The following is a 25,333-nucleotide window of genomic DNA, read 5'->3' on the forward strand; positions in this document are numbered from 1 at the left end:
TCAATGCGACGTAAATAGTGATGACAGTACAAAAGCAGCTTTCGATGAAATCGGCTCTAAGGTTGACGTTATTCATGGTATTGTTCATTCAGTAGCTTTTGCTCATGCAGAAGATTTACACAATCGCTTCCTTGAAACAACACGTGAAGGCTATGCATTTGCACAAGATACAAGTGCTTATTCATTAATTTCAACAGCAAAAGCAGCTCATCCATACATGACTGAGGGTGGCTCTATTGTCACAATGAGTTACTTAGGTGCAGAACGTGTACTGGATGGCTACAATGTTATGGGTGTAGCAAAGGCTGCATTAGAGGCTTCTATGCGCTATCTTGCTGCTGATATCGGCCAAGATAATATTCGCGTCAATGCTATTTCAGCTGGTGCTATTCGTACTCTTGCTGCAAAAGGTGTCCCATCCTTTAATACAATTTTACACAAAATCGAAGAAACTGCTCCTTTAAAACGTAATGTTCAACAAGACGAAGTAGCAGATATGACACTTGTGATGCTATCTCACCTATCACGTGGTGTCACTGGTGAAACAATCTACATCGATGCTGGCTATAATATTATGGGTTAACAACGAAAAAGTATGGAAGATGAATAATCTTCCATACTTTTTTTATGTCTACAGCATTGTCCATAATACTTTGTATTAATAGCATTATGCCAGCAGCAAATAATAATAAATATACCAATTTTAAAAATAGCCTTTGATGAAGTTTTTTAAATACGATTTGTCCCACAATAAGGCCAATCAAAACAATTGGTAAGGCGTATAGACTATAGAGCCAAACCATTAAACTGGTGCCCTCAATCGTTAGTTGAGATAGTAAGCTAATTAGATAAATAAATATATAATAGGCTAATGAAGTTGCTCGAATCATTTCTTTATTCTTTTTCGTGCTCGCAAAATATAGTAATAACGGTGGTCCTGCCATGCCAATACTCGTTGTAAATATACCGGAGATGAAGCCAACACCGTAATCTCTACCGCTTGTTTGTTGAATGGAGAAATTTTTAATTAAAAGAATCGTTAACCCTAATAAAAGGATAGCGATGAGCAGTTTGAATGTCGTCACATCAACCAACGCAAAGAGTAAGCTACCAAAAGGTGCGCCTACAACGCTTCCTATAATCACCTTTTTGAGCAAGGTCAGATCAATATCCTGTCTTACTTTTAAAATCAAGGAAAAGGAAATAACAAGGGACAGAATTATATTCATTTGCATCGCCTCTTGCGGTGAAAAAAGCAGCAGTAAAAAAGGCGTAGCCATAATGGAAAAACCAAATCCTGTACTAGTTTGCAAAATCGATGCCGTTAGGATAATAAAAAAGAAAATAAATAATTCCTGCAAAACGTCACCTCACATCATCAAATGTTATAAAGTTGTTGCGCTATTTTGTTTAGCAATAATCCTATTTAATAAATAAGATAGCACACAAGCTATCACTAGAAATAGAGCAATCATCGCTATAACACCTACCCAACCGTATTTCACCCAAAAGACACCGCCTACTGTCCCACCAACACTCGAACCAAAATAATAGAAAAATAAATAAAGAGATGAAGCTTGTGCTTTATCGTGGGAGGCCCGTTTGCTCACCCAGCCACTAGCAATAGAATGAGCTGCAAAAAAACCAAAGGTAAAAACCGTAATGCCTATAATTTTTAAAGTAAGTAGTCCATTAAGCGTGACAATGGAACCTGCTAACATAATCGCAATAGCTAGTAACAGTATTCGTTGTCGACCATATCGATCAGCCAGACTACCAAACCATGCAGAGCTAAATGTTCCAACTAAGTAAATGACAAATATCCAGCCTACAATGGTTGCACTCAAATTATAGGGGGGTGCCATCAATTTGAAGCCAATATAGTTGTAAAGTGTAACAAAGCTCCCCATTAACACAAAACTTATACCATAAAGACATAACATAGAAGGGTCCTTCATATGTTGATAAAGTGTTTTGGCCAATGCTTTTAATTGTAGCGGTCGGGCGCTAAAATGTTTGGAACTAGGCAGCATCCAGACAAACAACACACTGACAAGAAGGCTAATTCCCCCTAGCACGATCATCCCTATATGCCAGTTATAATGATCCGTTATTGTGCCAATGATAACTCGCCCACTAAGCCCTCCTACTGAATTACCGCTAATATATAAGCCTATAGCAACCCCTAAGCTCGCTGGTTCCATTTCCTCTCCTAAATAAGCCATGGCGATTGCAGGTAATCCCGCGAAAACAATCCCCTGAAAAATGCGTAATATAATAATCGTTTCAAAATTAGGAGAAAATGCTAGTGCAAGCGTAAGGATAGAAGCTGCAAAAATCGAAATGGTCATCAACGATTTTCGTCCCCATGCCTCGGATAGCGAACTGACAATAATTAAACTTAATGCTAAAGCAAAGGTAGTTACCGAAAGAGATAAACTAGCCATAGCTGGTGAGACGTGAAAAATGTCTGCAAATGTTGGCAATAATGGCTGTGTTATATACAAGTTCGCAAAGGTAATAAAGCCTGCTAAAAACAATGCCCAGTTTGTTTTATTAAATGCTCTCGTGCCCTTTTGTATATACTCCATATATCTCTCTCCTTCACTTCTACAACGTACTACTATTATTCTAATACAATATTTCGCAAAACACACAACAGTTTGTCAAAAAACAGACAAAAACTTTATCATTTTTTACGAGGGATTCCCAATTTTAGTTGACAAAAAGAAATAATGCTATTTATTCATTTTTTTGAAATTTACTATTTTAGCTTAGGCAACTATTGTGCTACAGTAAAACTAGAAATCATCTAGAACCATTGTCACAAAAAAATTAGATGATCTACCTATTTTTCATTGACTATACTCGGAGGAATTTTTATGAAAATTATCGAGGCTTTAGCCCTGGCAGCACCTTATATTCATCTTGCATTAAAACAAGAAGCTATTGTAGCTGTTGTTGAAAAGGAAAGTGAAACAGTCGTTAAATATTTGGCAGGTAAACGTGTGGATACCGGTGATAAAGATGGACAAAAAGTAAATCCTAATGATCAGAATGTTTACATTGCTTTTAATGGCCAAAATGCAGATGTGATTATTCCAGAGGAGGTATACGGCGTAGCCCTTAATGCTTTTTCATTCCCCATTCGTGAAAATGGTCAAGTTGTAGGGGCATTGGCTTTTGGTCTACCAATTGATAATGAACTAAAGCTCGAAAAATATATGGGTACCATGGATAATATTATCAACAGTCTACAAGATAAAGTACATACCATTGCTTCTCATTCAGAGGAATTAGCGGCGACAAGTGAGGAAATTAATAAGCAAGCGCAGCACGCATTAGAGGATTCTGAGAAAACAAATGCAGTGACCGATTTAATTAAAAGTATTTCACGCCAAACCAATTTACTAGGTTTAAATGCATCCATTGAGGCAGCTCGTGCTGGTCAGCATGGTGCAGGCTTTAATATCGTGGCACAAGAGGTTCGAAAATTGTCCTTTGAGACATCCAGCGCTACTGAAAATATAGAAACTTCTTTACGAAATATTAATAGAAATCTTGAAAATCTAAAACAAAATATGGGACAAGTCAATGATGCAACGAATGAGCAGGCACAGCTCGTACAGGATTTTAGCGAAATCATTGAAGAGCTGACTGTACTTAGTCGTGAAATGAAAGGCTTTATGCATAATGCCTTAAAATAAGTGAGGTGAACAATTTGCAGATCACAATTAATCAAGAACTCTCTTTACGGACAATTTCTCTTAGGGACACAGAAAAAGTATTTGCCTTAACGAATGCCTCTAGAGAGTATCTAAAAGAATGGCTACCATGGTTGGATTATACAAAGGAGGTAGCAGATACACGCGCTTATATTGAGAGCTGTATCAAAGGACATGAAGCAAACAGTAGCCTCTCTCTCGTTATTGTCTTTAGAAACGAAATTGTTGGCATTGCTGGCTTTAATTCTATTAATGCTACTAATAAAATTGGGACGATTGGTTATTGGCTTAGTGAAGGAGCACAAGGGCATGGTATCATGACCAAAACAGTTAAAGCCTTATTACACTATGCCTTCGAAACATTGCAGCTTCATAAAGTAGAAATCCGTGCTGCTGAGGCCAATTACAAAAGTCGCGCGATCCCTGAACGACTTGGTCTAGTAAAAGAGGGGACGATTCGTGCAGCAGAATGGCTCTATGATCATTATGTAGATCATGTGGTCTATGGCATGCTCAAGAGTGAATGGCAGCAACAAAAATAAAAGTAGCGACCTGATGATAAATTCATCAGGTCGCTTTTATTAAGATTGTTCTACTGTTTCCTTCGTCTCTACGGCTTCAACAGGTGCTTGCTTTTTTTCTAGACCTAAAGCAATTTGTTCTAGCTCTGGTCGCAATGTATGCTTACCCGCATAACTTTCAATCAGTTCTTTCACATCAATCCCTGACGTTTCTTTTAACGTTTCCTGTAGTGTAGACATTAAATTGGTTGCATAGGATGTGACTTTATTCGCTCCACTGCCTTCTCCACCACCAGTATCGACAACTGTAATCTTATCGATATTGCCAAGTGGGCTTGCAAGCTCTTTTGCATACTCTGGCATCATGCGCACAACCATATCCAGCACAGCTGCTTGACCATAGTATTCAAAGGCTTCGGCAATCTTACGTTTAGCTTCAGCTTCTGCAAGACCGCGTAGACGAATAATATCTGCCTCTGTCTCCCCTTTTGCTCGTTCTGCATCCGCTTTAGCAAGACCGTCCAAACGAATTTTCTCCGCTTCCGCTTTTGCCAATGATTCAATGCGATATTTCTCTGCATCTGCCTGAGCAAGCTCTCGCATTTTTTCGGCTTCAGCATTTTGCTCTACCGCATAACGGTCAGCGTCCGCCTTTTTCTTCACTTCAGAATCATATTGCTTCTCGCGACGTAAAATCTCTTTTTCTTCTAATTCAATTTGCTTTTGACGTTCAATAATGCGAATTTGCATCTCTTGCTCCGTTACTTCCTGCTTTGCACGAGCTGTTTCAAGCTCATATGCTTGGTCAGCACGCGCTTTAGCAATATCCTGCTCGCGACGGAATTCTGCTACTTTTAATTGGTTTTCTTTTTCTGCTTCCGCAATTTCTGTTGCACGCTCTAATTCCGCCTTCTGGGCTTCCTTAGACGCCTCAGCACGCTTAATACGTGTTTCCTTCTCTGCATCTGCTGTTGCAATATCAGCATCACGTTTCACCTGTGCGATTCTTGGCTTACCTAGTGAATCTAAATAACCGTTTTTATCTCGTACATCCTTAATCGTAAAGGATACAATCACAAGACCCATCTTCGCTAAATCCTGCGAGGCCACACGTTGAACCTCCTGTGAGAATTTATCACGGTTTTTGTAAATCTCCTCCACTGTCATGGAACCTAAAATTGACCGCAAATGACCTTCTAACACTTCACGGGCTTCACCTTCTCGCTCCGCTTTTTGCTTTCCTAAAAATTGCTCTGCAGCTGTAGCTATTTCTGTGATAGAACCCCCAATTTTGATGATGGCTGTACCATCTGCCATGACCGGAACACCTTGCTCTGTGTACACTTCTGGCGTAGTCACTTCTAGTTTACTAGATAATAAACTTAACGGCTGTGCTTGCTGGAAAATGGGAAATACGAATGTACCTCCCCCACGAATAATTTTTATACGATTTCCTGACTCATCCTTATGTACATTTTTTGAGCCAAGATAGCTACCTGTCACAATCAGTGCTTCATCAGGACCCGCCGTACGATACTTTGTCACATACAATCCGACTAGCGCAATTAAAACAAACGCTACAATTCCTAATACAGTTAAAATTTCGGTTGACATAGATGTATCTCCCCTTTAAACAAATTTTTTCTCATACGTTCTAACAAAAAGTGTACCGTCCTTCACATCCACTACAAGTACGGTCTCATCATAAGCAATCGCTTCATTATCATAGCCAGTTGCCCGCTTTGAAATCATGCCGCTTGTCGTTTCGATGACAACCTCTCCAAAGCCATCTACTGGAATGGGAACAATGACTCTCCCTAATTGCCCACCTAGTGATTCCTCGGTATAAGCTAAAGAAACATCAGCAGACCGTAGCGGAACGAGAACGAATAAATAAAATAAAGTACTTAAAATAGCGCCAATGATACATGCAGCAATGATATTCCAAACGCTAGAGAATAAGGCTAGTTTTTCTAAAATAAATCCTGCTGCTGACATCAACGTAATGAAAGATAGAATGACACTCGGATTCAAAATGGGTAGTCCTTCCCCAATACCTTCGACAGCATCACCAAAAAACATAACTAATATTGTGGCAAGGCCAGCGAAAATCAAAACCACTAAAAAGATTTGTTCGAGTGAATAGCCAAATAGCGTCAAGTTGCTCACCCCTTTTCATCATATTACCTACTATACGGATGTCACATAGGAAAGTTTCAAAAATTTTCAAATATTTTCTTCAAGTATTATTTTTTTCTTTATGTCGAACCATGTTACAATAGAAAGGAATTCTGGCAACTAAGGAGATACGGCATGAAGCTTTCGACTATCATCAATTTTGTTATTTTAGTATTTTTCACGTTATTATTCGTCAATGATTTCTTTCCTGACACTGCGATGGCTGCACTATTAACTAAAAAAATAATTCTACTGATATTAGTTGTTTTAGTCATCATACAGCTAGCTATCGACAAAGGTAGATATAAAAAATTATCCAAAAAGGCATATATTGGTTTAACACTATATACAGTCGCGCTATGGATTGTTTTAACATTGCTTGGTGGTCAATCACAAATTGGCTTATCTTTCACAAGTCCTCTATTCTATATCATTGTTGTGTTACTTGGACTTGATTTACTGCGTATTTCACGCCAAAGCAAACGGGAACAAACAGAAGAATAAGCGAAATAAGATTAGTGGTATCCGTCACTTCTACGGCTTAATCCACCGTTTTTTCTTTTCTATCCGTCACATTGTAGCTTTTATCGGGCAATTTGGCGTTTCTATCTGTCTTCAAGATAAAAAGCATGTCACCGACTGGCTCTCCAATCGGTAGACATGCTTTTTTAAGATTCTAATACATTTAAAATTTCATCCAGTTCATTAACAGCTAGATCTAAGCGTTCCTTTGCCTCGATATTTTGCTGTTTTAAGTGACTAAACTCTAGCAAATTTTTCTCATGTTTTAATTTGATTGATGATAGACGTTCAATTCGTGCCTCTACCTTTTCTATTGCTTGCTCACAGACTGTTGTCCAAAGCTTTTCTGATTGCTGCATTTCCGTTGTAGATGGGTTGTGTTGTCGCATAATTCGAACATACACCATTTCTATTTGTTCTATTAATTCCGAATAAAAATGTCGCTCAACACGAGTAGTTTGGAATGTTGGATGCTCTACCTCTTTTGCATATGGAGTAATTTGACGTAAGAGCTTTCCAGCATTTTCACCGAATGCATGCGATAAATTCAAGACATTCATTAATTGCAATAATAAACGGATTTCTTCTAAATTAATAAGCTGTGAATCGATGCTTTCCTTTAATTTTAAGGATTCCATATAGCGTCGATCAAAATGCTCAATTTCGCCGTTGCGTTGCTCTACTAAATGGACACTTGCATTATCTTTTAAGCTTTTAATATAGCGAATAGCATGGCTTTTTAGCTCTTCTATTGACAGCAAGTTGTCATTGTCTTGTTGTGGTTTTCCTCGTTGAACATACGCAAATGCATCCATTTTTTTGGGCCATTGTGCTGCTGGGGTTTCTTTTGAGACATTATAGCATATATAAATTCCGTGCATTCCATATCCTCCAAGTCCATTAAACAAGTATCTCTAAAGACAATAAATCGAATACGGTAATTTTTCAAGTAAAAAACTTTTAATAATTGAAAATCCTTCTTTTTAAGAATAAATCAAAAATCCCGAATAGTATACTATTCAGGACTTTACTATTTTTCAGAAATCAAGACTTACCCCTTTACAAGCTTGGTTCGCACACGATTCGAAACATATTCCACGACTAGAATAAGAATAACAAGCCCCAATAAAATAGAGCCTACCTGTGACCATTTGTAGGCGTTCGTCGCAAAAATTAAATGGGCCCCTATGTGGTAAAGGAAATACAATTCGACATGACAGAGCTAATTGCTGATTATATTTTAAAGCATTCTTCCTTCCAAGCAACCTGTAATCTTAACTGGCAAGTAACGTTCTAAAAAACGTCACCCAATTCCTTGTGAGTTTCACAGGAAATGGGCGACGTTTAATTGATTTAGGCGTCTTGTCGTATTTCTTTAATGCTTTTACCTTCTGTAAAGGCATGAATGGATGTAATTGTGCCGACTGATTTAAAGTTTGCTTTGGCATAGACTTTCGCAACCTGCTCACTAATCGGTAAAATCCAAAGATACTCTAGTCCGAGCTTTACTGATTGTTGTTGGATATGCTGCAATATATAGCCGATTAGGCCACGTCCTCGATAGCTTTCAAGCGTTGCGACACTCTCAATCCGTCCTTGATTTCCTGAGATAAATATATTTGCTGTGCAACAAGCCACACCACCAAGTTTTAATAAATAGTACGTAAAGTTTGGTGAATGATAGGTTTGCTCAAATGCCTGTTTAATTAGAGTAGGCTCCCCAAATGCAGAAATGCTCATTTCTATTGATAATGCTTCCTCCATATTCGTATCTGTTACCCGTTCAATTTGAATCGCAGGATTAGGCGTTAGTTGCACATACTCACCATTCCAACACTGGATATCATCCTGAAAATCTTCATATTGGAATCCGTTCTTCTCTAGTGCATCGAGACAAGAATTATTGTCTTCCACGTTGTATAGATACATCCGCGGGATCAGTGACTTTGATTGATAAAAATCCTTTATGTCTTGCAAAAAAGCATCGGGATGATCAATCTTTCTCCAAATATGTGCATGATTTGCATCATAATAGGTTGGGATTGTCTTATTGTAAAATAAGGCTCCCTCTTTCCATTCTTCCATCTCACTAAAACTCTTTAAATAATCGATATCAAGTTGCATAATACGTTCTAAATTAAGCATTTCCTGTCCCCTCTTCCATCCAACGTTCATATAACTCCTCTAATTGCTTTTCTAGCTTCTGTCGTTGCTCTGTTGCAAGCGAAGGTTCCTGTAGTTTTGCCTCTATTTTTTCAATTTGTTGGTCAATCGAAAGCTCTTTCTTTGCTGGCTGCACTTTTGCGAGTATTTCTTTTTCAACCACTTTTTTCTTGGAAAATTCCTGTCTCTTTTGTCTTGCCCATTCATAATCTCCCTCAAAAACATGAATGACTTGATCCTCAATCCACGCCGTTTTCGCAAAGATCTTCTGTAGGAAATAGCGGTCATGTGACACACCAAGAATAGTCCCCTCAAAGGATTCCAGTGTCTCTTCCAATACCTCTCTTGCTTCAATATCCAAATGGTTGGTCGGCTCATCTAATATCAATACATTAATATCCTCATGCATTAATTGTGCCAGGCGTAAGCGCATTTTTTCTCCGCCACTTAAATCCTTCACTTTTTTAAAGACATCATAGCCATAGAACAAAAATCGTGCGAGAATATGACGTGCTTCAGCCTCGGACACTGCGACACTCTCTCGGAAGGCATCAATTAAACGAATAGTAGGATTATGATGTTCAAACTGCTGAGATAGATAGCCGAATTTCACATTACTACCGATATGGCAGACACCACGATTGGGTACAATTTCTCCTACTATCATTTTTAATAAAGTTGATTTCCCACTACCGTTGCTCCCAACAATGGCTACCCTTTCCCCAAAATAGACGGCAAGGTTGCTGTCCTTGAATAAAGGTTTATCATATCCGTGATGAATAGCCTGTAGGTGCACCACCTCTTTACCACTGCGTTCAGCCATCGTGAGAGCTAAATTCATTTTCTTTTTAGTGATCGGCTTCTTCACTCGCTCAATGCGCGCTAATGCTTTCTCCATACTTTTAGCACGTCGATGCATGGAGGCATTGGGTGGGTTTGCTTCATTCGCCCACTGCTTTAATCGTTTTATCGTTTCCTGCATTTTTTTAATTTTCTTTTGCTGCTCTTCATAGTCAGCAAACTGCTGTTCAATCTTCGCCTCTTTTTGAGCCATAAAGGCATCATAATTACCGTTATATGTGAATGCCTCTCCATCCTCAATTTCAATAATTTTATGTGCTATTTGATTCATAAAATGTCGGTCATGAGAAACGACAATAACAATGCCATCAAAATTTCGCACATAGTGTTCCAGCCATTCAATTGCTTGCATATCAAGATGGTTTGTTGGTTCGTCCAGTAATAAAATCGAAGGCCTTTTTAATAAAATTTGCCCAAGCATCACCTTTGTTTTTTCTCCACCACTTAAGCTACTAAAAGGCTGATCCAGCATATCTGTAATGCCAAGTCCATTTGCAATCATTGCCAACTGTGCTTCTACTTCATATCCCCCTAGTAACATAAACTGCTCCTGAACTTGCCCGTATTGTAGCAGTATTTTATCTGTTACAGCCGACTGCATCTCTTGCTCAAGTGCCGTCATTTTAGCCTTTAAAGCATAAATATCCGCAAATGCCTCCTCCAGTACTTCTTGCACAGCATGTAGTGGATATTGCGGGATTTGATGTAAGTAGCCAATTGTGGCATCTTTACTTTTGATAATACGTCCCTTATCCGGTATATCTACGCCTGCCAATAGCTGTAATAGAGTAGTTTTTCCACTTCCGTTCACGCCAACAATGGCCACATGTTCACCGCTATTGACCTCAAGCTGTAAATTTTCAAATAATATATTTCCACCCATAATTTTTTGTATTTGTTCAGCTTTCATTTGCATCGTTTTTTCCTCCAATGAAACGTGCGAAAACATCTTTTAAACACAAAAAAGACTGCTCATTAACAAGCAGTCTTCTTCTCATTTACATTTGTGAAAAAGAATGGTTAATTCGCTACGTTTGTTATTTGATTTTGCTTAAAAATGGACAGACCTATCCCGTTGTTAGCAAAATCAAAAGTAATTACACGTGCAAAATACATAGCTGTATCCACTTTTACACATGTTTTCGTAGCGTTTTTATTCATTCCTTTTCACCTCCGTTCGTCATAGTTATTTGTATCATAACATTATTCAGATTATTTGGAAAGGGTTAAATTTATTAGATTTTTCCATGTTACATGGCATCATTGACACTAGATGCTCGAACAATTAAAAAAACATGAAGGATGGGTCATTACCCTCTCCCTCATGTTTTCGCTTTTTTCACAAACATTTTCACCACAGGCACAAGGAAAACCGAGACCACTAATACACGAAATAATTGGAAAGCCGTAACAATCGTGACATTTGCTTGTACAGAAGCAGCGATAATCCCCATTTGATCTAGCCCACCTGGTACAACGCTTAAAAAGCCTGTCCTAAAATCGAGCTTATACAAACTAGTCATAATAAATGTTAACCCGTAGGCTGCGCCGATAAAAATGCCTGCTGATACAAAGGCATAAAAAATATGCTTCTTTGATAAATGTAAATCCTCTTTTTTCAAAAGTAATCCAATATAAATACCTATCATTAGTTGAGCAATATGCAAAAGGGATAATGGCAATTTAGGCACTTCTATCCCAGCCATATTAATGCCCATCAATAAAAACACTGGACCAAGCATATAACCTGTTGGAATTTTAAGCTTTTGAGCAAGCCACCCAGCTAGTCCACAAACAACGAGGATAGCAACAAGGCTCCATGAATATGTTCCCTCAATAAGGGAGCTATTGCTACCAGCGCCTGCCACCATTAATGGCACAAAGCCAACGATTAAAAGAACACGAAGGATTTGAAAAAAGGTGATGACAGCCATATCCATATTTCCTTGCTCCTCCGCAAATGCTACAACCTGTGACATTCCCCCTGGTACACAGCATGTCAGAGCAGTAGCAAAATCTATATCTGTACGTTTGGCTACAAGAAGACTCACAGCGAAAAATAGCACAATAAATAACACATTTAAAAGGATCATGCTCCCTAAAAAGAGCTTAATATCCTGAACGGCCTCCGGTGTAAAGGCATAGCCGATAGAATATCCGGCTACAATTAAACCAAAATTACGGAAATAATGATGCCATTTCAATTGTACATTAGTTGACAATTGTACAATGAGCACCGCTGTAATCGCACCTAATAGCCAAGGCATAGGAATATGTAATAACTGAAAAACAACAGCGCCGATGAGGCCAATACATAATGTGATAAGCATATGTTTATCAAAAACAAACATTTTAGCAACCCCTTACAACTGGATAAGCCTATTATGACCTTTATTACCCCTTTTTTCTACCAGACTGACTTTGAGCTGTCTGCTATTGCTAAAAAAGAACCTGTTATGGAGGAAATTTAACCTCTTATCCAACAATTTATCCTGACTAAAATTTTCTATGCTACATTAGTATTACCTGATTCAGCGTTTCTCCAACCGGAGAATAAAGGAGGCCTCCTATGAAAATTCATCTAACCATCAATCATGAACTTGAAGAAACAGAGGTTCATATACACGCCAAGGAATATAACGAACAAATTGAAAGACTGATGAAACAGCTGCAAGCATCCCAAACTACTATGCTAGATGGATATTTTCAACAAGAAATTCATCTACTAAAAATCTCTGAAATTTATTCCATTTACGCAGAGGATGCCAAAGTATTTTTGCAAACGGATGAACATGAATTTGAGTCAAAGCGAAAATTATATGAGCTAGAGGCACAGCTAGCGAAAGACTTTGTACGAGTAAGTAAATCCACCCTTGTTAATATTCAAAAAATTTCTTCCATTCAAATGGGCAAAATCGGTACAACACAACTCCTTCTTGAAAATGACGTAGCCATTCATGTCAGTCGAAAATATTTAAAAGAATTAAAGCGACACTTAGGTATTGGGAGGGATTCATAGCATGAGGTACTTACGGATGATGATTATTGGACTACTCATTTCACTTAGCTCTTCGTACATTTTAGTCACGTTAAGCCTCCTATCAAGCAATGAAGTTGCATTAGGTACAGAGTTACTAGAACAAATTATTATCGCAGCCATTCTTGGCATTGCAATTGGACTGCTATCCATCATTTTTGATATTGAGCCATTGCCTTTTACGATACAGCTTCTATTGCATTTAGTAGCGGTGACAGCATGTGTATTAACCGCGGGCTATTTTGGTCATTGGTTTGATTCCGGTGTATGGTATGTACTGATCGCAGAAGCCATTATTTACTTGATTGTTTGGTGTATTCTCTATGTTCTTCAATTAAATGATATTGAAAAAATGAATCAAGAAATTCAAAAGAGAAAGGATTAGCCTAGATGACCCTTGCGATAGAAGTTGAAAATTTATGTAAACAATATGGTGAACATCAAGCAGTCAAAGGCATTTCATTTACAGTTGAACAAGGCACGCTCTTCGCTTTTTTAGGTGCTAATGGTGCCGGAAAATCAACAACAATTGAGATTCTATGTACATTATTAAAAAAATCCAGTGGTCAAGTAACCATTAATGGTTTCACGCTTGATGCAAGCAATCAAAATGCGGATATCCGTAAATCGATCGGCGTTGTATTCCAACAAAATTTATTAGATGAGCGATTAACAGTGCGTGAAAACATTTTACATCGAGGCAGAACATACGGTTTATCGAAAAAACAGCTTGCCGAAAACTATCAATTTATCTCTACGTATTTACATTTAGAAGATATTGACAAGCACAAATATGGAACATTATCTGGAGGACAAAAAAGACGAGCTGATATCGCTCGCGCTCTTATTCATCGTCCTCAAATTCTATTTCTAGACGAACCGACCACAGGACTAGACCCTCAAACAAGACAATTTGTTTGGCAGGCCATTAAGCAGCTTCAACTTGAAACCAATATGACCGTTTTTTTAACAACACATTATATGGAGGAAGCTGCAGTCGCCCATCAAGTTGTTGTCCTAAAACAAGGGAAAATTGTCGCACAAGGGACTCCTGATGCGTTAAAGACTAAGTATACTTATGATTCAATGGCCCTTGTTTTCAAGCATCCTATAGATGGCGTCAAATGGCTTGAAGAGCTTGCCATTCCCTACACCGAAAAACAGAACATCTATACGATCCGTTTGGATTCTACTCTAGAAGCGCTCTCCCTATTAAAAAAGGCTGAGCCACTTATTTCCTCCTTTGAGGTCATTAAAGGGTCTATGGATGATGTCTTTATTCACATAATGGCAGAGGAGGATGTAGCTTAGTGGAAGCATTGTTAACTTTAGTCCAGCGTAATAGTAAAGTATTTAGGCGAGATAAGACTCAAGTCTTTTTTTCGCTACTATCAGTCCTGATTGTCATTGTGCTCTACGCTGTATTTCTCCAAAAGATGCAAATTGATGCCATTGAACAAATAACCGAAGCGACACCGGAATTAATTACCCTTGTCAATGAATGGCTTGTAGCAGGATTACTGTCCATGATTGCTGTTACTACTACACTTGGGGCATATGGCATTGCCGTAAAGGATCAGGAATCCAAAACGCAGGCGGATTTTTTAACAGCTCCTCTTTCCCGTGCAACTATACAGATGAGCTATGTAGTTAATGCACTGATTATCGGAAGTATTTTTACCTTTATCGCCCTAATTGGCTGCGAGATATTTATTGTAGCAACCGGTGGTGAGCTTCTTAGCTTCCAAAGTTTTGTTCAAGTCATCAGCATCTTATTTTTAGCTGTCTTACTTGCAAGTGTCTTTAACTTATTTCTTTCGCTATTTGTTTCAACACAAAGTGCCTTTTCAACATTAGGAACAATCGTCGGGACAGTACTTGGTTTTTTATGTGGTGTCTATGTACCTTTGGGAGCACTACCAAGTTTTGCTCAAAATTTAATTATGTACTTCCCTATTAGTCATACAACATTATTATTACGAAATGCTTTTATGGAAGGCTCTATTGCTCAAGTATTTGATGGTGTGCCAACTACCTATGTTGAGGATTATAAAATCAATTATGGTATCATCTATGACCTTCATGGAAATATACTTAGTACGTCAACTAGCTTTTTCATTATAGTCAGCACAACTATCATACTAGCAGCTGCGTCTATCATGCTTTTCAAAAGAAAATATAAATAAGATTAGTCAATAGAATATGTACCAAGTCATCCCCTCTGTCGAAACAGCTATCTATAAAGTCAGATAAATACCTCCCAAAGTAATCTAATAACCTGGGAGGTATTTATTGGTTATAATGTGTATTTTGTGATCAATCACTTCCAATTAGAAAGCATTTACATTTCGAGTAGTCTTACTTCTAACGGATAAAACATGGGAAAAAAAATGCTGGCTCCAGCCTGTTTTTATCGTATATAGTAATTTTAAAACAAATGATTTTCAACTTCGATGGAAACCATTATTTTAATGACTTCCAGAAACCTCGTGTCTGTTTACTACTAATGAGCCTCCATTTCCTCAGCAATTTCCTCCCCTGTTAATGATTTCGGATAAAATGTGGGCCAATTATCCAGCTCCTCTAACAGCTCTGCACGATCATCACCAAAGTAAATATGAAAATGTGTTGATGCTTGATCTGAAATAATATGGTCACTAAATTGTACATATGTTGGCGCTTGTGAATTTTCATCTGTTTGCTTGAATATATAGCGAACGCCACGATTACCTTTGTCATATGTTAAAATCTCATATCCATCATACACATATGTACCTGTAACAACTTCTCCATTCCTATAAAATATCATTGTATTTTCGGCAATTTCAATTTGTGTGACATCTGTTTGGTAGCCAACTTTGTAATATTCCTTATATTCCTCAGCCGTTTTATCGCCATGAGCAGCTTTATGCTCTAATACCCCATCTAATGTACCATCTAACAAATAGGTATAGACAGATTGCCATTCACCTTGCCAATTCGTTAATGGGCGATCTGTAATATCACTATCCTCAAAATAACCTTTGGAAATCTGTTTCTCCTTATCTGTTTGTTCCCCATGGCTGTGATTGTGATGTTGTTCATGGTCCTCCCTATGCTCTGTCGCTTTAGCAACCACTTCCTCCTCTTTTTCTTTCTCCTGACACGCCACTAAAGTAGAAGCAATTGTTGCTACTGCAAATGGCACTAACCATTTTTTATTCATTGTTACCCTCCTTGTAAATAGTAATGTTTACGATTTAAAACTATATAGTAATCATTACGATTTGTAAATAGTTTTCATCATCTAGGGTTATTTTTTCGCTTATCTAGTATTAGTAAAAATTTAAAAGCTTCCCCAACATATTGACACATCGTTTATAAAACGAATTGTTTTCATTGATTTTTTATAAACATTTTGTTATTTTAAATATAAATTAACAAACGAATATCAAAAACGTTTGTTAAATAGGAGGATTTCTCATGGATGTAAACGAACTATTTTGGCAAGCTCCTATCAACGACCTCAAAAAGGGCTACATCGACGAAAAGACACATTTCACTTGCTTATTGTGCGGTGAAAAAGTAGAGAAAGGGATTATATATCCCTATGAAGGCTTACTGTATGAAGCGGAAAAAATGATGAAGCAACATATAACAGTTGCACACCAATCTGTCTTTCATTATTTAAATGGTCTCAATAAAAAAATGACAGGCTTAACAGAACACCAAAGTCATATTTTACGCTTATTTTATGAAGGTAAATCCGACCAGGATATAAAAGAGGAATTAGAGATTGGAAGTGCCACGACTATTCGCCACCACCGTTTTGCGTTAAAAGAAAAAGAACGCCAAGCCAAAACATTGTTGGTAATGATGGAGTTATTGAAGGAACAAGATCAGAAGGAGGAACCATTTGTGCCTATTCATAAAACAGCTACAATGGTGGACGATCGCTACAACGTCACCCACTCGGAAGAACAGCAATTATTAGAAAAATTCTTTCCACATGGTATCGGCAAGGAGCTAGTACGTTTCCCTAAACGAGAAAAGCAGAAAATTGTAGTACTCCGTGCCATAACAAAGCTATTTGACGCAGAAAAACAATACACGGAAAAAGAATTGAATGAAGTAATCAAACCGATGTATGAAGACTATGTCCATATTCGTCGCTACTTAATTGAATATGGATTTCTAGACCGAAAAGCAGACGGTAGTGCCTATTGGGTAAAAAAATAAGAAAGCGGGTTTTACACATGGATCAGAAAAAAGAGTTAAAAGAAATGTATAAAGACATGAAAATTGAAGCAGGCGTTTTTACAATGACTAATACACAAACAGGAAAAGTGTTTGTCGGTAGCTTTAATAACTTGAAAAGGCTAAATGGCTTTCAATTTATGCTAAAAACAAATACACATACCAATAAAGAGCTTCAAGCTGATTACAATACGTTTGGCCAAGATGCTTTTGAAGTGAAAATTGTTGAATATTTGAAGAAAAAAGAAGAGGGCTATTTCGATGCTAAAAGAGAACTCGAAAAACTAGAGCAAAAATGGCTGGACACGTTAAAGCCTTTTGGTGAGCGTGGATATCATTCTTAATTTTACATGAGCGCATTTACTCTAATAAGATCGGTAAATGCGCTTTAAAACTTTTGCACGCATTGCGTTTAGTCAGTTTCTTTTAATCCAATTTCCTTTTGGGCTTTTTTTGTTAGCTTACTGTAAACGAGCTCATACGAATGTTGGATAAGTTGCTCCCAAATCCATAGGGACTTCTGTAGCATCCATATAAATCGAATTCCAATGAGTCTTATTCATATAATAGCCAGGTATAATGCTGTTATTTGATTCACGTAAAACCTCTGCACGAGCAGGCTCACATTTTAACGTAAGTACTAGTCTCCCCTTTCCATCACCACCAATCATGGCATACATCTTCTCACCAATATGATAACGGTCTGCCTGCCATTCTTCCTTATAGTCATGGGTTGTTGCGTGAAGTTGTAGACAATAAGCATGAATCTTTTCCTTTTCCATCGTACATTCCCCTTTCATTCCATAAGCTTTGTTTTACTTGTTATCATGTTCTTAGAATGAAGATAACAAAAACACACGTTCGATTATAGTCAGTATAATCGAAAACGTGTGTAGAAAATAGCGTTATTTACTTGTACCTCGATCAAACATCCCTATTACTTCTGTCGTCTGTAGAATATTGACAAATGACTTAGGATCGGTTTCCTTGATTGTGCTTTTCACATCAGCAAGTTGATAACGCGTAATTACAGTGATCAACACTTTCCGACCTTCGCCAGAGTAGGCTCCCTTGGCATCAATAATGGTTACGCCTCGATGAAGTTTTTCTAATAACTGCTGTTTAACTTCCTCACCTTTATTCGTAATAATCATTAGTGTTAATTTAATATGGCTAGTATGAATCGTATCAACCACTTTTCCAGTAGCATAAATAGAAACAAGCGTTAATAATGCAGCATCCCAACTAAAGACAAAACCAGAAACAGCCACTACAATACCATTCATTGCGGCAAGTAAAGTACCTAGAGGAAAATCTCGTTTACGGCTCAGAAGCATCGCAATAATATCAAAGCCCCCTGAGGAACCTGCAGCACGGAAAATTAGCCCCATTGCAAGACCCACAATGACACCACCAAATAACGATGCAAGGATTGGCTCTTGTGTAGCTTTGTAAACCGGAATAATATATAAACTTACTGACAAAACAGCCACAGAAAGAATTGTATAGCTAATAAAACGTTTGCCAAGCTTCATTACACCTATAATTAGCAAGGGCAAGTTAAGGAGTAAATTTAACACTCCTGTATTTAAAGGTGTCACAATCCCAAGCATGATGGCAATCCCGCTCAATCCACCACTGAGAATTTCATGAGGAATTAACAAAAAATTATAAGCAAAGGCCACTACGATGGAAGAAAGTGTAATTATAATCACATTACGCATAATGATGTCCCCTATAATCGACCGATTTTTGATAGAACTTTCTCTTAGACTACCCAACTTCATTAAATGAAAAACCTAACGACCTTACTTTTTCTTTTGTTCTTCCTTCAAAGGGCCATTCTCCTTGTGAACGCTTGTATCAGCAACCTTATAAATACGCTCTAGCATTGGTGGATGGGTATAACGGAACCATTTCACCAATAGTGGTGGATTGACTTCACTTAAGCCTGAAATCGTTAGCTTTTGAAATGCTGTTACTGCCGCTTCACGATCATTCATGAGGTTAATCGCATATTGGTCTGCTCGTGTTTCCTGATATCTTGACACGAAATTTGACATTGGATTGGAAGCAAATAATAAAATGGAGGTGATGAGTAAAAATAATGGATACGAGCAGATACTACTCACTTTATTAATTTTCAAAACCTGTCCATATCGTGCAACTAGACGCCGCATAAGTTTCGCCGTTATCCACAACCCTATTAAGGTAAGCAGAAGATAGCCTGCGATTCCAAAATATATATGCTTTTCTACATAATGTCCCATTTCATGCGCCATGATAAATAAAATTTCATTGTCCGTAAGTCTATTTAAGGTGGTATCCCATAACACAATTCTCGAATTGCTACCGATCCCTGTCACATAAGCATTTAAGGAATTGGTCTTTTCCGCCATATTCACCTCATAAACATGCTCTGCCGGGATATTTGCCTGTGTAGCAAGTGACAATATCTTCGTTTCTAGCTCTTTATTTTTTAGCGGATAAAAATCATTGTACAAAGGATCGATGACTACTGGCTGGATGAACATTACAAAAATTGTAAATGGGATAGTTAATAGCCATGCATAGAGCCACCATCTTTTTTCGCTTTTTTTAATAAGCCAATAAATAACGGTAACGATAATCAGGCTCATTCCAAAGTTGATCCAAAAATCGATGACTCCATCCTTCATCCACGATCCAAAGGCTTGAGTACTAATCCCATAGCTTTTACTAAGATAGTAGCGATAATAGTTAAGTGGGAATAAAACTACATAGACTAATAAAGACAATAGGAATAAGTAGCCTGCATTTTGTAATAGCTTCCATTTCGAGTGAGATGTAGACACCTTCTCAAAATACCGCGAGACGCCCAGCAATAAAATCATAAAGTAAACAAGCCACTCCAAAGGTGTCGCTACAAAGAATAAAAAGTTCCGTATTTTTGAATATTCACCACTCAAAAAAAGTTCCTTGCCAGACATAAACATCACTGGATCTGCAACCGTTCCTTGTAAAGCACTAGGTATTTTCCCTCCACCACTATGGAATATATACCAGTACATACAAAGCACGTAAACACCGAATAGAAGCAGCGTAACAATGCCCATTTTTTTTGCTATGTCATTTCCCCCTCATATCACCCAAAGATTGTCCTATAGTAAGTGTAAGCGAAATTACCAAAGTTAGAACAAACAAGGACCTACTTTTTTAACATCTCCGCTCACTAAGAAAAAATTCGCAACATTTCTATCAACGAGGACATAAAAGCTTTCTCACTGTTTCGAAATATTGCGAATATATTATATCCTATTTATCCATGACAAAAGCTGTTTTTCCTCGTTGGTCTTCACTTAAATAGCCAGCTGATAGTAGCTGCTCATACCATTGCTTTTCAATTACGGCTGCCTGAGCCTCATGATCTACTTTTGTAGAAAGCTCAACCATAATGTCTCCTTTATACTGCCACACCTCAATATCTGCATCCTGTCCAAAAAAGCTTCCTTTATAAGTAGTAGCATTAGCAGGACCGTACACAACGGCTTGAGATAAAGTATTTTTATACCAAGCATCAGAATCCCAATTTAGAATTTTCTTTGGTGAATTATCAACAATCAGTTTTTTTGCAGTACTCGTATCTACCTCATCGTAAGAAACATTCGAGGATGTTTTTAAAGATTCTTTACGACTAATGGTAAACGTACGATGATTTCCCTTTATATCTAATTCAAACTTGTAATTGGATTCAGAACCAGTGAAACCATGACTTTCTGTCTCTGCAATTGCTTTGCTCAATGGTGTATTCAAAAAGCGCTTTTTATAGGTAATATCCATCTTATTGCTTCCTTTGTATACACGCAAGCGGTGAATATAATCGTTTTGGAGAAAGGATTGATCAGGCGTATCATAAAAGTAAATCTTCACATCATCCTTCTTAACCGCCTGAAAAACCTCTAGAATATTGGATGATTCTGTGAAAAGCTCTGATTTGACATTGAATTTAATTTCATGTCCTGGCTCAATTGCTGCTTTCACCTTTGTTGTGCTTACACCCATAATACTGATAATTGTCAAACCCATCACACACATATATACAGCCCATTTTTTCAAGTTAACCATAATTGATTTCCTCCCTTTTTAATATTGTTGCTAAATTTGTATGAGTACTGTGAAAATAAATAGTTTTTCGCGCATGAATACATTGCGACAGCTTCATAAGATCTCGATAGTCAGGATGCGTTTTATAAAAAAACTCCGTTACAGGACGATTCAAATCTTTTCTCTTAAGCGAGGAATGAGCATAACCAGTTTGGATGACAATGGCCGTTGGATACTTCTTTACAAGTTCCTCTAACCGAGCGTCATTCTGCTCCATAACGAAATAAAGCATATGATCACTGTCCGCTAGGTGCTGATGACGTAATGGCAACACCTTCTTGCTTGGCCACAGGTTGTCAGGGTCTTCATCATATTGCTCCAATAAATTTTGTAATTTAGTATCTACATGGATAGCTCGCGAAGTATGTTCAGAAAGATAGCTGATCATATCAACTGTTTTGCCAGAAAACGAGGAGGGAAAAATAAAAGCGTGATTTTGTTGAGCCTTAATGAAAGCAGCAAGTTGCTGTAACACTTCCAGATTATCAATACATTTTTCTATATGGCCGCTATCAATAAACGCTACATCATAAACGGTCCCGTCCTCCTCTGGTAGGGTTGCTTTTAACAAATAAGAATCGGCTACATAATCGCCTGAGAAAAAAAGTACTTCATCAAAAAATTGAATTTTGAACCACACACTTCCGATTAAATGTCCGCTATAGCCCCATTGGAAGGCAATACAGTCATTAACCTTAATCCATTTTCCTATGGAATCTGGATGGAAAGTATGAAGATTTGGTATAGGCTGTTGAAGCTGCTGTGCGGTCCTGTGGCTCATCAGTACTTGTCCTGAATACCCCATCTTTTTTAGTAATGGCAATGCGCCTACATGATCAATATGCGAGTGAGAAATAAAGACAGCTTGTAGCTTTTTTATATGGGCAGGCGCTAAATTTGGTGGCGTTTTTTCAGCATTTTTCATAATGCCACAATCCAATAATATGGCCTGTCCTCGGTTTTCAATATAAAAGCAATTGCGCCCATACTCCCCAACGCCACCTAAAATGTCAATATTAAGCATTGGCCTGACCCCCTCGTCTTTGCAGCCAATCTAATAGAAACATAAAAATTACTGTCATAATGACTGTGATGACAGCAACCGCCATCCCTACTCCTACATTCCCTTGCTCAAATTGACTATAGATAAATGTGGCACCTGTCTCGACAGAAGGCGGCAAAATGAGGAGACCTGCTACTAGCTCTCGCATTGAAATAATAAAGGTCATCATCATTCCTGTCAGAATCCCTTGCATTAATAACGGAAGAATGATGCGACGATACACATGCCAATTACTACGCCCAAAAATAGAGGCTGATTGAAAAATAGAAGCATCTAATTGGGAAAACGAAGATTTAATATACTGTACCGAGTAGGGTAGGAATAGAACACAATATGTGACAACAACCATTGCTTTCGTGTTATAAATGGTTGCTGGCAGCCATGGAGCATTCCAAAACATAATTAGCCCTACAACAAAAACAATCCCTGGAATAATATTAGGCATTAAACTAAAAAAATCTAAAACCTGTTGTTTTTTGGTTTCTCCTTTTTTAATATAAAGAGCAATTAATAATCCAACAATGGCTGTGATAATAGCTGTCATAATTGAAAAAGTAATGCTATTTATAAATGCCGTTAAGCCTGCACTTCCTCCTGTAAATACCTCCTGGTAAGAAGCGAAGCTGAAATTTCCGGCTTGTAAACCATCTCCTCTTACTTTTTGCAAAGAGGTAACGATAATAGAAAAATAAGGTATACCAATAGACAGCAATAGGACCATGCCTACAAATATCCATGAGCTTGCTCTTATATACCACTTGTCTTTGATTTCACGTTTAGCAGGTGTTTTTCCAGAAAGTACACCATACGTATAACGACGTCCAATAAGATTTTGGAAATACCAAATGATTAAGCAAACGGATAGTAAAAATAAAGAGAGAGAGGTCGCCATGCTAATATCGACTGGCCATCTCGATAGATACGTGTGAATTTCGGTTGTAAATACTTGAAATCCAATACGACTACCAAATGTGGCAGGAGTTCCAAATTCAGCAAGCGTTTTGATAAAAATGAGTAGACTGCCTAAAACATAGCTTGAAAGTACAAGTGGTAAAACAACTGTTAGCCAATTCCGCCAAGAACTTCTTCCAAAAATAAGTGCCGCATCTAAAAACGAGCCATTCATTCGAAGCAATGTATTTTTTAACATTAAATACAAAAACGGAAAGAGATGGAGGCTCATAATCATGACCATGCCAAATAAAGAAAAGAAAGAGTCCGTCATCCAAGCCGCACTTGGAACTAGTTGCTGAAGAAATCCGTTTTCTTGCATAAACAATATCCAGCCCATCGAACCAATATAAGGCGGTGTCATAAATGGAATTGTTAACACAATATCAAGCCAATCATATTGATATAAACTTGTTTTCGTTCGGATAAACGCCATAGGAAAAGCGATAACCGTTGTCCCGATGATAACGAACAGCCCTAGTCCTACTGAATTGGCAAGTGTCTTCCATAATCTTTCATGCTCGAACATTCGGCCAAACTGAGAAACATCGAATTGCCCCTCTTTTGCAAAGGTATAAAATAATATTGCCAGTAATGGAGCGACAGCAAAAACGGTGACAAGTGCCATTAAAAATCCAAAAGCTCGTCTTCCTTCCATAATCATGACTACTACAACCCTTCTATAGAAAACTGAAAAGGAGGTATAGCCCCCCTATTTAACGAAATAAATCAGTAAACTTTGTTAGTACTTCCAGCTGCTTAGCTTCTGCACCAATCCAATCGACATGTAGCTGTGGAATTTCATCTAATGCGGCGCGATTTTTAACAGCAATCTCTTTATTTCCAGGTAATAAATAAGCATCAGCTACAAGTTTTTGGCCTTCATCTGACAGTAAAAAATCAACATAGGCCTTTGCAGCTTCTACATGTTTAGCTTCCTTTAAAATACCAACAGCACGAGGACTAACTACCGTCCCACTTTTCGGGTAGATAATCTCTACCGGCTCACCGTCCGCTTTTGCTTTATACGCCATATAATCTACGCCTGCAATCGTGGCATTTTTCTCACCCGTAATAACAGCATCTAATGCTTCTTTATTTGCACCATTGACTTGTAAGCCATTTTTCTTCCACGTATCAATCGTGCTCCAAGCCTTGTTATCTGCTTCCGTATAGCCGAATAAGAAATCAACAGCAGAACCAGACAAGCTAGGATCGGGGATATTGATTTTGTTTTGCCAGTCGGCTTTTGCTAAATCGGACCAATCTTCAGGTATTTGTGTTGTATTTTTCGTATTATACGCAATACCTAAAGCTGAAGCACTATAGCCATAGAAATAGCCCTCTCCATCAGACCAGTCCTTGTTGATGTTGTCTTTGTTGGCAGCATCTTGATAGCTTTGCAATTGATCTGTTGCCTTTAAGCCATCCATTGAGGCAACGGACGCAAGCACCACAACATCTGCTGCAGGATTATTTTTTTCTGCCTCTAAACGAGAAAGAATTTTACCAGTAGTTCCTTGAAACATTTCAACCTTGATCCCTGTTTTTTCTTCAAAAGCTTCTTGAATATTTGCAGCTAAACCATCTGGACCAGCAGAATATACCGTCAGTACTTTCTCCTCCGGTGTCTTTGCACTTGCTTCTTTCACATCTTTTGCCTCTTTATTACCACAACCTGCTAATGCTAATGTCAATAAAATCCCAGCAGTTGCCCATAACTTAAAACGTCGTTTTTTCAATGTAAACCCTCCAATTGATAGATTTGTTTTTCATCAATAAATACTTGTAGTCGTTTTCCCTGCTCTAAGGGATGATTTTCATAAAAACTCCATGGCTTTCCTTCCACCTGTGCTTGCACTAAATAACGGTCACCCACAAACGTACTTTTCATAATCTCCGCTTGCTTCGCTATCGTCCCTGGACGTTGGAT

At 37.9% G+C, this 25,333-nt stretch carries 25 protein-coding genes and 4 pseudogenes; 10 read left to right on the forward strand and 19 right to left on the reverse strand.

Annotated elements, in window-relative coordinates; genetic code table 11:
• Positions 1-583, forward strand: a 583-nt coding sequence (locus RT445_RS12725; RefSeq protein ID WP_313470670.1) for an enoyl-ACP reductase FabI, incomplete at its 5' end; no start/stop codon positions are given.
• Positions 584-647: 64 nt separating this feature from the next.
• On the opposite strand, the pseudogene RT445_RS12730 reads toward RT445_RS12725, so the two are convergent.
• Positions 648-1,361, reverse strand: a pseudogene (locus tag RT445_RS12730) (sulfite exporter TauE/SafE family protein); the annotation flags it as partial.
• A gap of 24 nt (positions 1,362-1,385) precedes the next feature.
• Positions 1,386-2,591, reverse strand: coding sequence for an MFS transporter (locus RT445_RS12735; RefSeq protein WP_313470672.1), 1,206 nt, complete (start codon positions 2,589-2,591; stop codon positions 1,386-1,388).
• A gap of 291 nt (positions 2,592-2,882) precedes the next feature.
• Between RT445_RS12735 and RT445_RS12740 the strand changes: the two genes are divergently transcribed.
• Positions 2,883-3,707, forward strand: coding sequence for a methyl-accepting chemotaxis protein (locus tag RT445_RS12740; protein WP_313470674.1), 825 nt, complete (start codon positions 2,883-2,885; stop codon positions 3,705-3,707).
• Positions 3,708-3,721: 14 nt separating this feature from the next.
• On the forward strand, positions 3,722-4,267 hold the full coding sequence (locus RT445_RS12745) for a GNAT family N-acetyltransferase (protein WP_313470676.1): 546 nt from the start codon (positions 3,722-3,724) through the stop codon (positions 4,265-4,267).
• A gap of 39 nt (positions 4,268-4,306) precedes the next feature.
• On the opposite strand, the gene RT445_RS12750 is transcribed toward RT445_RS12745, so the two are convergent.
• Together RT445_RS12750 and RT445_RS12755 are read right to left on the reverse strand one after the other, a co-directional pair.
• Positions 4,307-5,860 carry a flotillin lipid rafts scaffold protein FloT gene (locus RT445_RS12750; RefSeq protein WP_274796320.1) on the reverse strand — a complete coding sequence of 518 codons (1,554 nt, stop codon included), beginning with the start codon at positions 5,858-5,860 and terminating at the stop codon, positions 4,307-4,309.
• Between the two features lie 15 nt (positions 5,861-5,875).
• The gene (locus RT445_RS12755) at positions 5,876-6,406 is read right to left on the reverse strand and encodes an NfeD family membrane protein (RefSeq protein WP_313470677.1); all 531 of its coding nucleotides are present in this window, start codon (positions 6,404-6,406) and stop codon (positions 5,876-5,878) included.
• Positions 6,407-6,559: 153 nt separating this feature from the next.
• Between RT445_RS12755 and RT445_RS12760 the strand changes: the two genes are divergently transcribed.
• On the forward strand, positions 6,560-6,928 hold the full coding sequence (locus tag RT445_RS12760; RefSeq protein ID WP_313470678.1) for a hypothetical protein: 369 nt from the start codon (positions 6,560-6,562) through the stop codon (positions 6,926-6,928).
• Positions 6,929-7,092: 164 nt separating this feature from the next.
• Here the strand turns inward: RT445_RS12760 and RT445_RS12765 are convergent, their stop codons facing one another.
• From RT445_RS12765 to RT445_RS12790, 6 genes and pseudogenes are all read right to left on the reverse strand, one after another.
• Complete coding sequence (locus RT445_RS12765) at positions 7,093-7,827, reverse strand: hypothetical protein (RefSeq protein ID WP_274796317.1); 735 nt, start codon at positions 7,825-7,827, stop codon at positions 7,093-7,095.
• 170 nt (positions 7,828-7,997) lie between these two features.
• Positions 7,998-8,135, reverse strand: a pseudogene (locus RT445_RS23785) (phosphonate ABC transporter, permease protein PhnE); the annotation flags it as partial.
• 164 nt (positions 8,136-8,299) lie between these two features.
• On the reverse strand, positions 8,300-9,091 hold the full coding sequence (locus tag RT445_RS12775; RefSeq protein WP_313470679.1) for a GNAT family N-acetyltransferase: 792 nt from the start codon (positions 9,089-9,091) through the stop codon (positions 8,300-8,302).
• Positions 9,084-10,886, reverse strand: a complete 1,803-nt coding sequence (gene abc-f, locus RT445_RS12780) for a ribosomal protection-like ABC-F family protein (RefSeq protein ID WP_274796315.1) — start codon at positions 10,884-10,886, stop codon at positions 9,084-9,086. The genes RT445_RS12775 and abc-f overlap by 8 nt, the downstream gene beginning before the upstream one ends.
• Before the next feature lie 104 nt (positions 10,887-10,990).
• Positions 10,991-11,131 (reverse strand): RAxF-45 family protein, encoded by a 141-nt coding sequence (locus RT445_RS12785; protein ID WP_004232534.1) that lies wholly within the window; start codon positions 11,129-11,131, stop codon positions 10,991-10,993.
• A gap of 161 nt (positions 11,132-11,292) precedes the next feature.
• On the reverse strand, positions 11,293-12,321 hold the full coding sequence (locus RT445_RS12790; RefSeq protein WP_313470680.1) for an AbrB family transcriptional regulator: 1,029 nt from the start codon (positions 12,319-12,321) through the stop codon (positions 11,293-11,295).
• A 218-nt stretch (positions 12,322-12,539) separates the two neighbouring features.
• Here RT445_RS12790 and RT445_RS12795 point away from each other — a divergent pair, with 218 nt between their 5' ends.
• From RT445_RS12795 to RT445_RS12810, 4 genes are read left to right on the forward strand one after another with little or no spacing between them, the layout of a single operon-like run.
• Positions 12,540-12,989: a LytTR family DNA-binding domain-containing protein gene (locus tag RT445_RS12795; RefSeq protein WP_274796313.1), complete on the forward strand. Its 450-nt coding sequence runs from the start codon at positions 12,540-12,542 to the stop codon at positions 12,987-12,989.
• 1 nt (position 12,990) lies between these two features.
• The gene (locus RT445_RS12800; RefSeq protein WP_274796312.1) at positions 12,991-13,392 is read left to right on the forward strand and encodes a DUF3021 domain-containing protein; all 402 of its coding nucleotides are present in this window, start codon (positions 12,991-12,993) and stop codon (positions 13,390-13,392) included.
• 5 nt (positions 13,393-13,397) lie between these two features.
• Positions 13,398-14,318: an ABC transporter ATP-binding protein gene (locus RT445_RS12805; protein WP_274796311.1), complete on the forward strand. Its 921-nt coding sequence runs from the start codon at positions 13,398-13,400 to the stop codon at positions 14,316-14,318.
• Positions 14,318-15,193 carry an ABC transporter permease gene (locus tag RT445_RS12810; RefSeq protein ID WP_313470682.1) on the forward strand — a complete coding sequence of 292 codons (876 nt, stop codon included), beginning with the start codon at positions 14,318-14,320 and terminating at the stop codon, positions 15,191-15,193. Before RT445_RS12805 ends, RT445_RS12810 begins: the two co-directional genes overlap by 1 nt.
• Before the next feature lie 317 nt (positions 15,194-15,510).
• Here RT445_RS12810 and RT445_RS12815 read toward each other — a convergent pair whose 3' ends face one another.
• The gene (locus tag RT445_RS12815; RefSeq protein WP_313470684.1) at positions 15,511-16,212 is read right to left on the reverse strand and encodes a ZinT family metal-binding protein; all 702 of its coding nucleotides are present in this window, start codon (positions 16,210-16,212) and stop codon (positions 15,511-15,513) included.
• A 257-nt stretch (positions 16,213-16,469) separates the two neighbouring features.
• On the opposite strand from RT445_RS12815, the gene RT445_RS12820 reads away from it, so the two are divergent.
• Positions 16,470-17,225, forward strand: coding sequence for a DUF2087 domain-containing protein (locus RT445_RS12820; protein WP_313470685.1), 756 nt, complete (start codon positions 16,470-16,472; stop codon positions 17,223-17,225).
• Between the two features lie 17 nt (positions 17,226-17,242).
• Positions 17,243-17,587: a GIY-YIG nuclease family protein gene (locus RT445_RS12825; RefSeq protein ID WP_274796307.1), complete on the forward strand. Its 345-nt coding sequence runs from the start codon at positions 17,243-17,245 to the stop codon at positions 17,585-17,587.
• 68 nt (positions 17,588-17,655) lie between these two features.
• Here RT445_RS12825 and RT445_RS12830 read toward each other — a convergent pair.
• From RT445_RS12830 to RT445_RS12865, 8 genes and pseudogenes are all read right to left on the reverse strand, one after another.
• A pseudogene (locus RT445_RS12830) lies at positions 17,656-18,025 on the reverse strand (MmcQ/YjbR family DNA-binding protein).
• 123 nt (positions 18,026-18,148) lie between these two features.
• Complete coding sequence (locus tag RT445_RS12835) at positions 18,149-18,967, reverse strand: YitT family protein (RefSeq protein ID WP_312505696.1); 819 nt, start codon at positions 18,965-18,967, stop codon at positions 18,149-18,151.
• A gap of 84 nt (positions 18,968-19,051) precedes the next feature.
• Positions 19,052-20,350, reverse strand: coding sequence for a M48 family metallopeptidase (locus tag RT445_RS12840; protein ID WP_313470688.1), 1,299 nt, complete (start codon positions 20,348-20,350; stop codon positions 19,052-19,054).
• Positions 20,351-20,537: 187 nt separating this feature from the next.
• Positions 20,538-21,347: a hypothetical protein gene (locus RT445_RS12845; RefSeq protein ID WP_313470686.1), complete on the reverse strand. Its 810-nt coding sequence runs from the start codon at positions 21,345-21,347 to the stop codon at positions 20,538-20,540.
• On the reverse strand, positions 21,340-22,410 hold the full coding sequence (locus tag RT445_RS12850) for an MBL fold metallo-hydrolase (protein ID WP_313470687.1): 1,071 nt from the start codon (positions 22,408-22,410) through the stop codon (positions 21,340-21,342). The genes RT445_RS12845 and RT445_RS12850 overlap by 8 nt, the downstream gene beginning before the upstream one ends.
• A complete protein-coding gene (locus RT445_RS12855) occupies positions 22,403-24,064 on the reverse strand; it encodes an ABC transporter permease (RefSeq protein WP_274796301.1) in 1,662 nt (553 codons plus the stop codon). Before RT445_RS12855 ends, RT445_RS12850 begins: the two co-directional genes overlap by 8 nt.
• Positions 24,065-24,116: 52 nt before the next feature.
• Positions 24,117-25,142 carry an ABC transporter substrate-binding protein gene (locus RT445_RS12860; protein ID WP_312505700.1) on the reverse strand — a complete coding sequence of 342 codons (1,026 nt, stop codon included), beginning with the start codon at positions 25,140-25,142 and terminating at the stop codon, positions 24,117-24,119.
• Positions 25,139-25,333 (reverse strand): annotated as a pseudogene (locus tag RT445_RS12865) (ABC transporter ATP-binding protein); the annotation flags it as partial. The gene RT445_RS12860 and the pseudogene RT445_RS12865, both read right to left, overlap by 4 nt.

It is taken from the genome of Lysinibacillus sp. (genome assembly GCF_032093475.1).
GTDB lineage: Bacteria > Bacillota > Bacilli > Bacillales_A > Planococcaceae > Lysinibacillus > Lysinibacillus irui.

Excerpts from the sequence above, each read along its gene's own strand:
- RT445_RS12735 (WP_313470672.1), bottom strand. The coding sequence starts at position 2,591 with ATGGAGTATATACAAAAGGGCACGAGAGCATTTAATAAAACAAACTGG.
- RT445_RS12765 (WP_274796317.1), bottom strand. The coding sequence starts at position 7,827 with ATGCACGGAATTTATATATGCTATAATGTCTCAAAAGAAACCCCAGCA.
- RT445_RS12790 (WP_313470680.1), bottom strand. The coding sequence starts at position 12,321 with ATGTTTGTTTTTGATAAACATATGCTTATCACATTATGTATTGGCCTC.
- RT445_RS12805 (WP_274796311.1), top strand. The coding sequence starts at position 13,398 with ATGACCCTTGCGATAGAAGTTGAAAATTTATGTAAACAATATGGTGAA.
- RT445_RS12815 (WP_313470684.1), bottom strand. The coding sequence starts at position 16,212 with ATGAATAAAAAATGGTTAGTGCCATTTGCAGTAGCAACAATTGCTTCT.
- RT445_RS12800 (WP_274796312.1), top strand. The coding sequence starts at position 12,991 with ATGAGGTACTTACGGATGATGATTATTGGACTACTCATTTCACTTAGC.
- RT445_RS12835 (WP_312505696.1), bottom strand. The coding sequence starts at position 18,967 with ATGCGTAATGTGATTATAATTACACTTTCTTCCATCGTAGTGGCCTTT.
- RT445_RS12795 (WP_274796313.1), top strand. The coding sequence starts at position 12,540 with ATGAAAATTCATCTAACCATCAATCATGAACTTGAAGAAACAGAGGTT.
- RT445_RS12850 (WP_313470687.1), bottom strand. The coding sequence starts at position 22,410 with ATGCTTAATATTGACATTTTAGGTGGCGTTGGGGAGTATGGGCGCAAT.
- RT445_RS12740 (WP_313470674.1), top strand. The coding sequence starts at position 2,883 with ATGAAAATTATCGAGGCTTTAGCCCTGGCAGCACCTTATATTCATCTT.
- RT445_RS12775 (WP_313470679.1), bottom strand. The coding sequence starts at position 9,091 with ATGCTTAATTTAGAACGTATTATGCAACTTGATATCGATTATTTAAAG.
- RT445_RS12845 (WP_313470686.1), bottom strand. The coding sequence starts at position 21,347 with ATGGTTAACTTGAAAAAATGGGCTGTATATATGTGTGTGATGGGTTTG.
- RT445_RS12750 (WP_274796320.1), bottom strand. The coding sequence starts at position 5,860 with ATGTCAACCGAAATTTTAACTGTATTAGGAATTGTAGCGTTTGTTTTA.
- RT445_RS12760 (WP_313470678.1), top strand. The coding sequence starts at position 6,560 with ATGAAGCTTTCGACTATCATCAATTTTGTTATTTTAGTATTTTTCACG.
- RT445_RS12820 (WP_313470685.1), top strand. The coding sequence starts at position 16,470 with ATGGATGTAAACGAACTATTTTGGCAAGCTCCTATCAACGACCTCAAA.
- RT445_RS12825 (WP_274796307.1), top strand. The coding sequence starts at position 17,243 with ATGGATCAGAAAAAAGAGTTAAAAGAAATGTATAAAGACATGAAAATT.
- RT445_RS12785 (WP_004232534.1), bottom strand. The coding sequence starts at position 11,131 with ATGAATAAAAACGCTACGAAAACATGTGTAAAAGTGGATACAGCTATG.
- abc-f (WP_274796315.1), bottom strand. The coding sequence starts at position 10,886 with ATGCAAATGAAAGCTGAACAAATACAAAAAATTATGGGTGGAAATATA.
- RT445_RS12855 (WP_274796301.1), bottom strand. The coding sequence starts at position 24,064 with ATGATTATGGAAGGAAGACGAGCTTTTGGATTTTTAATGGCACTTGTC.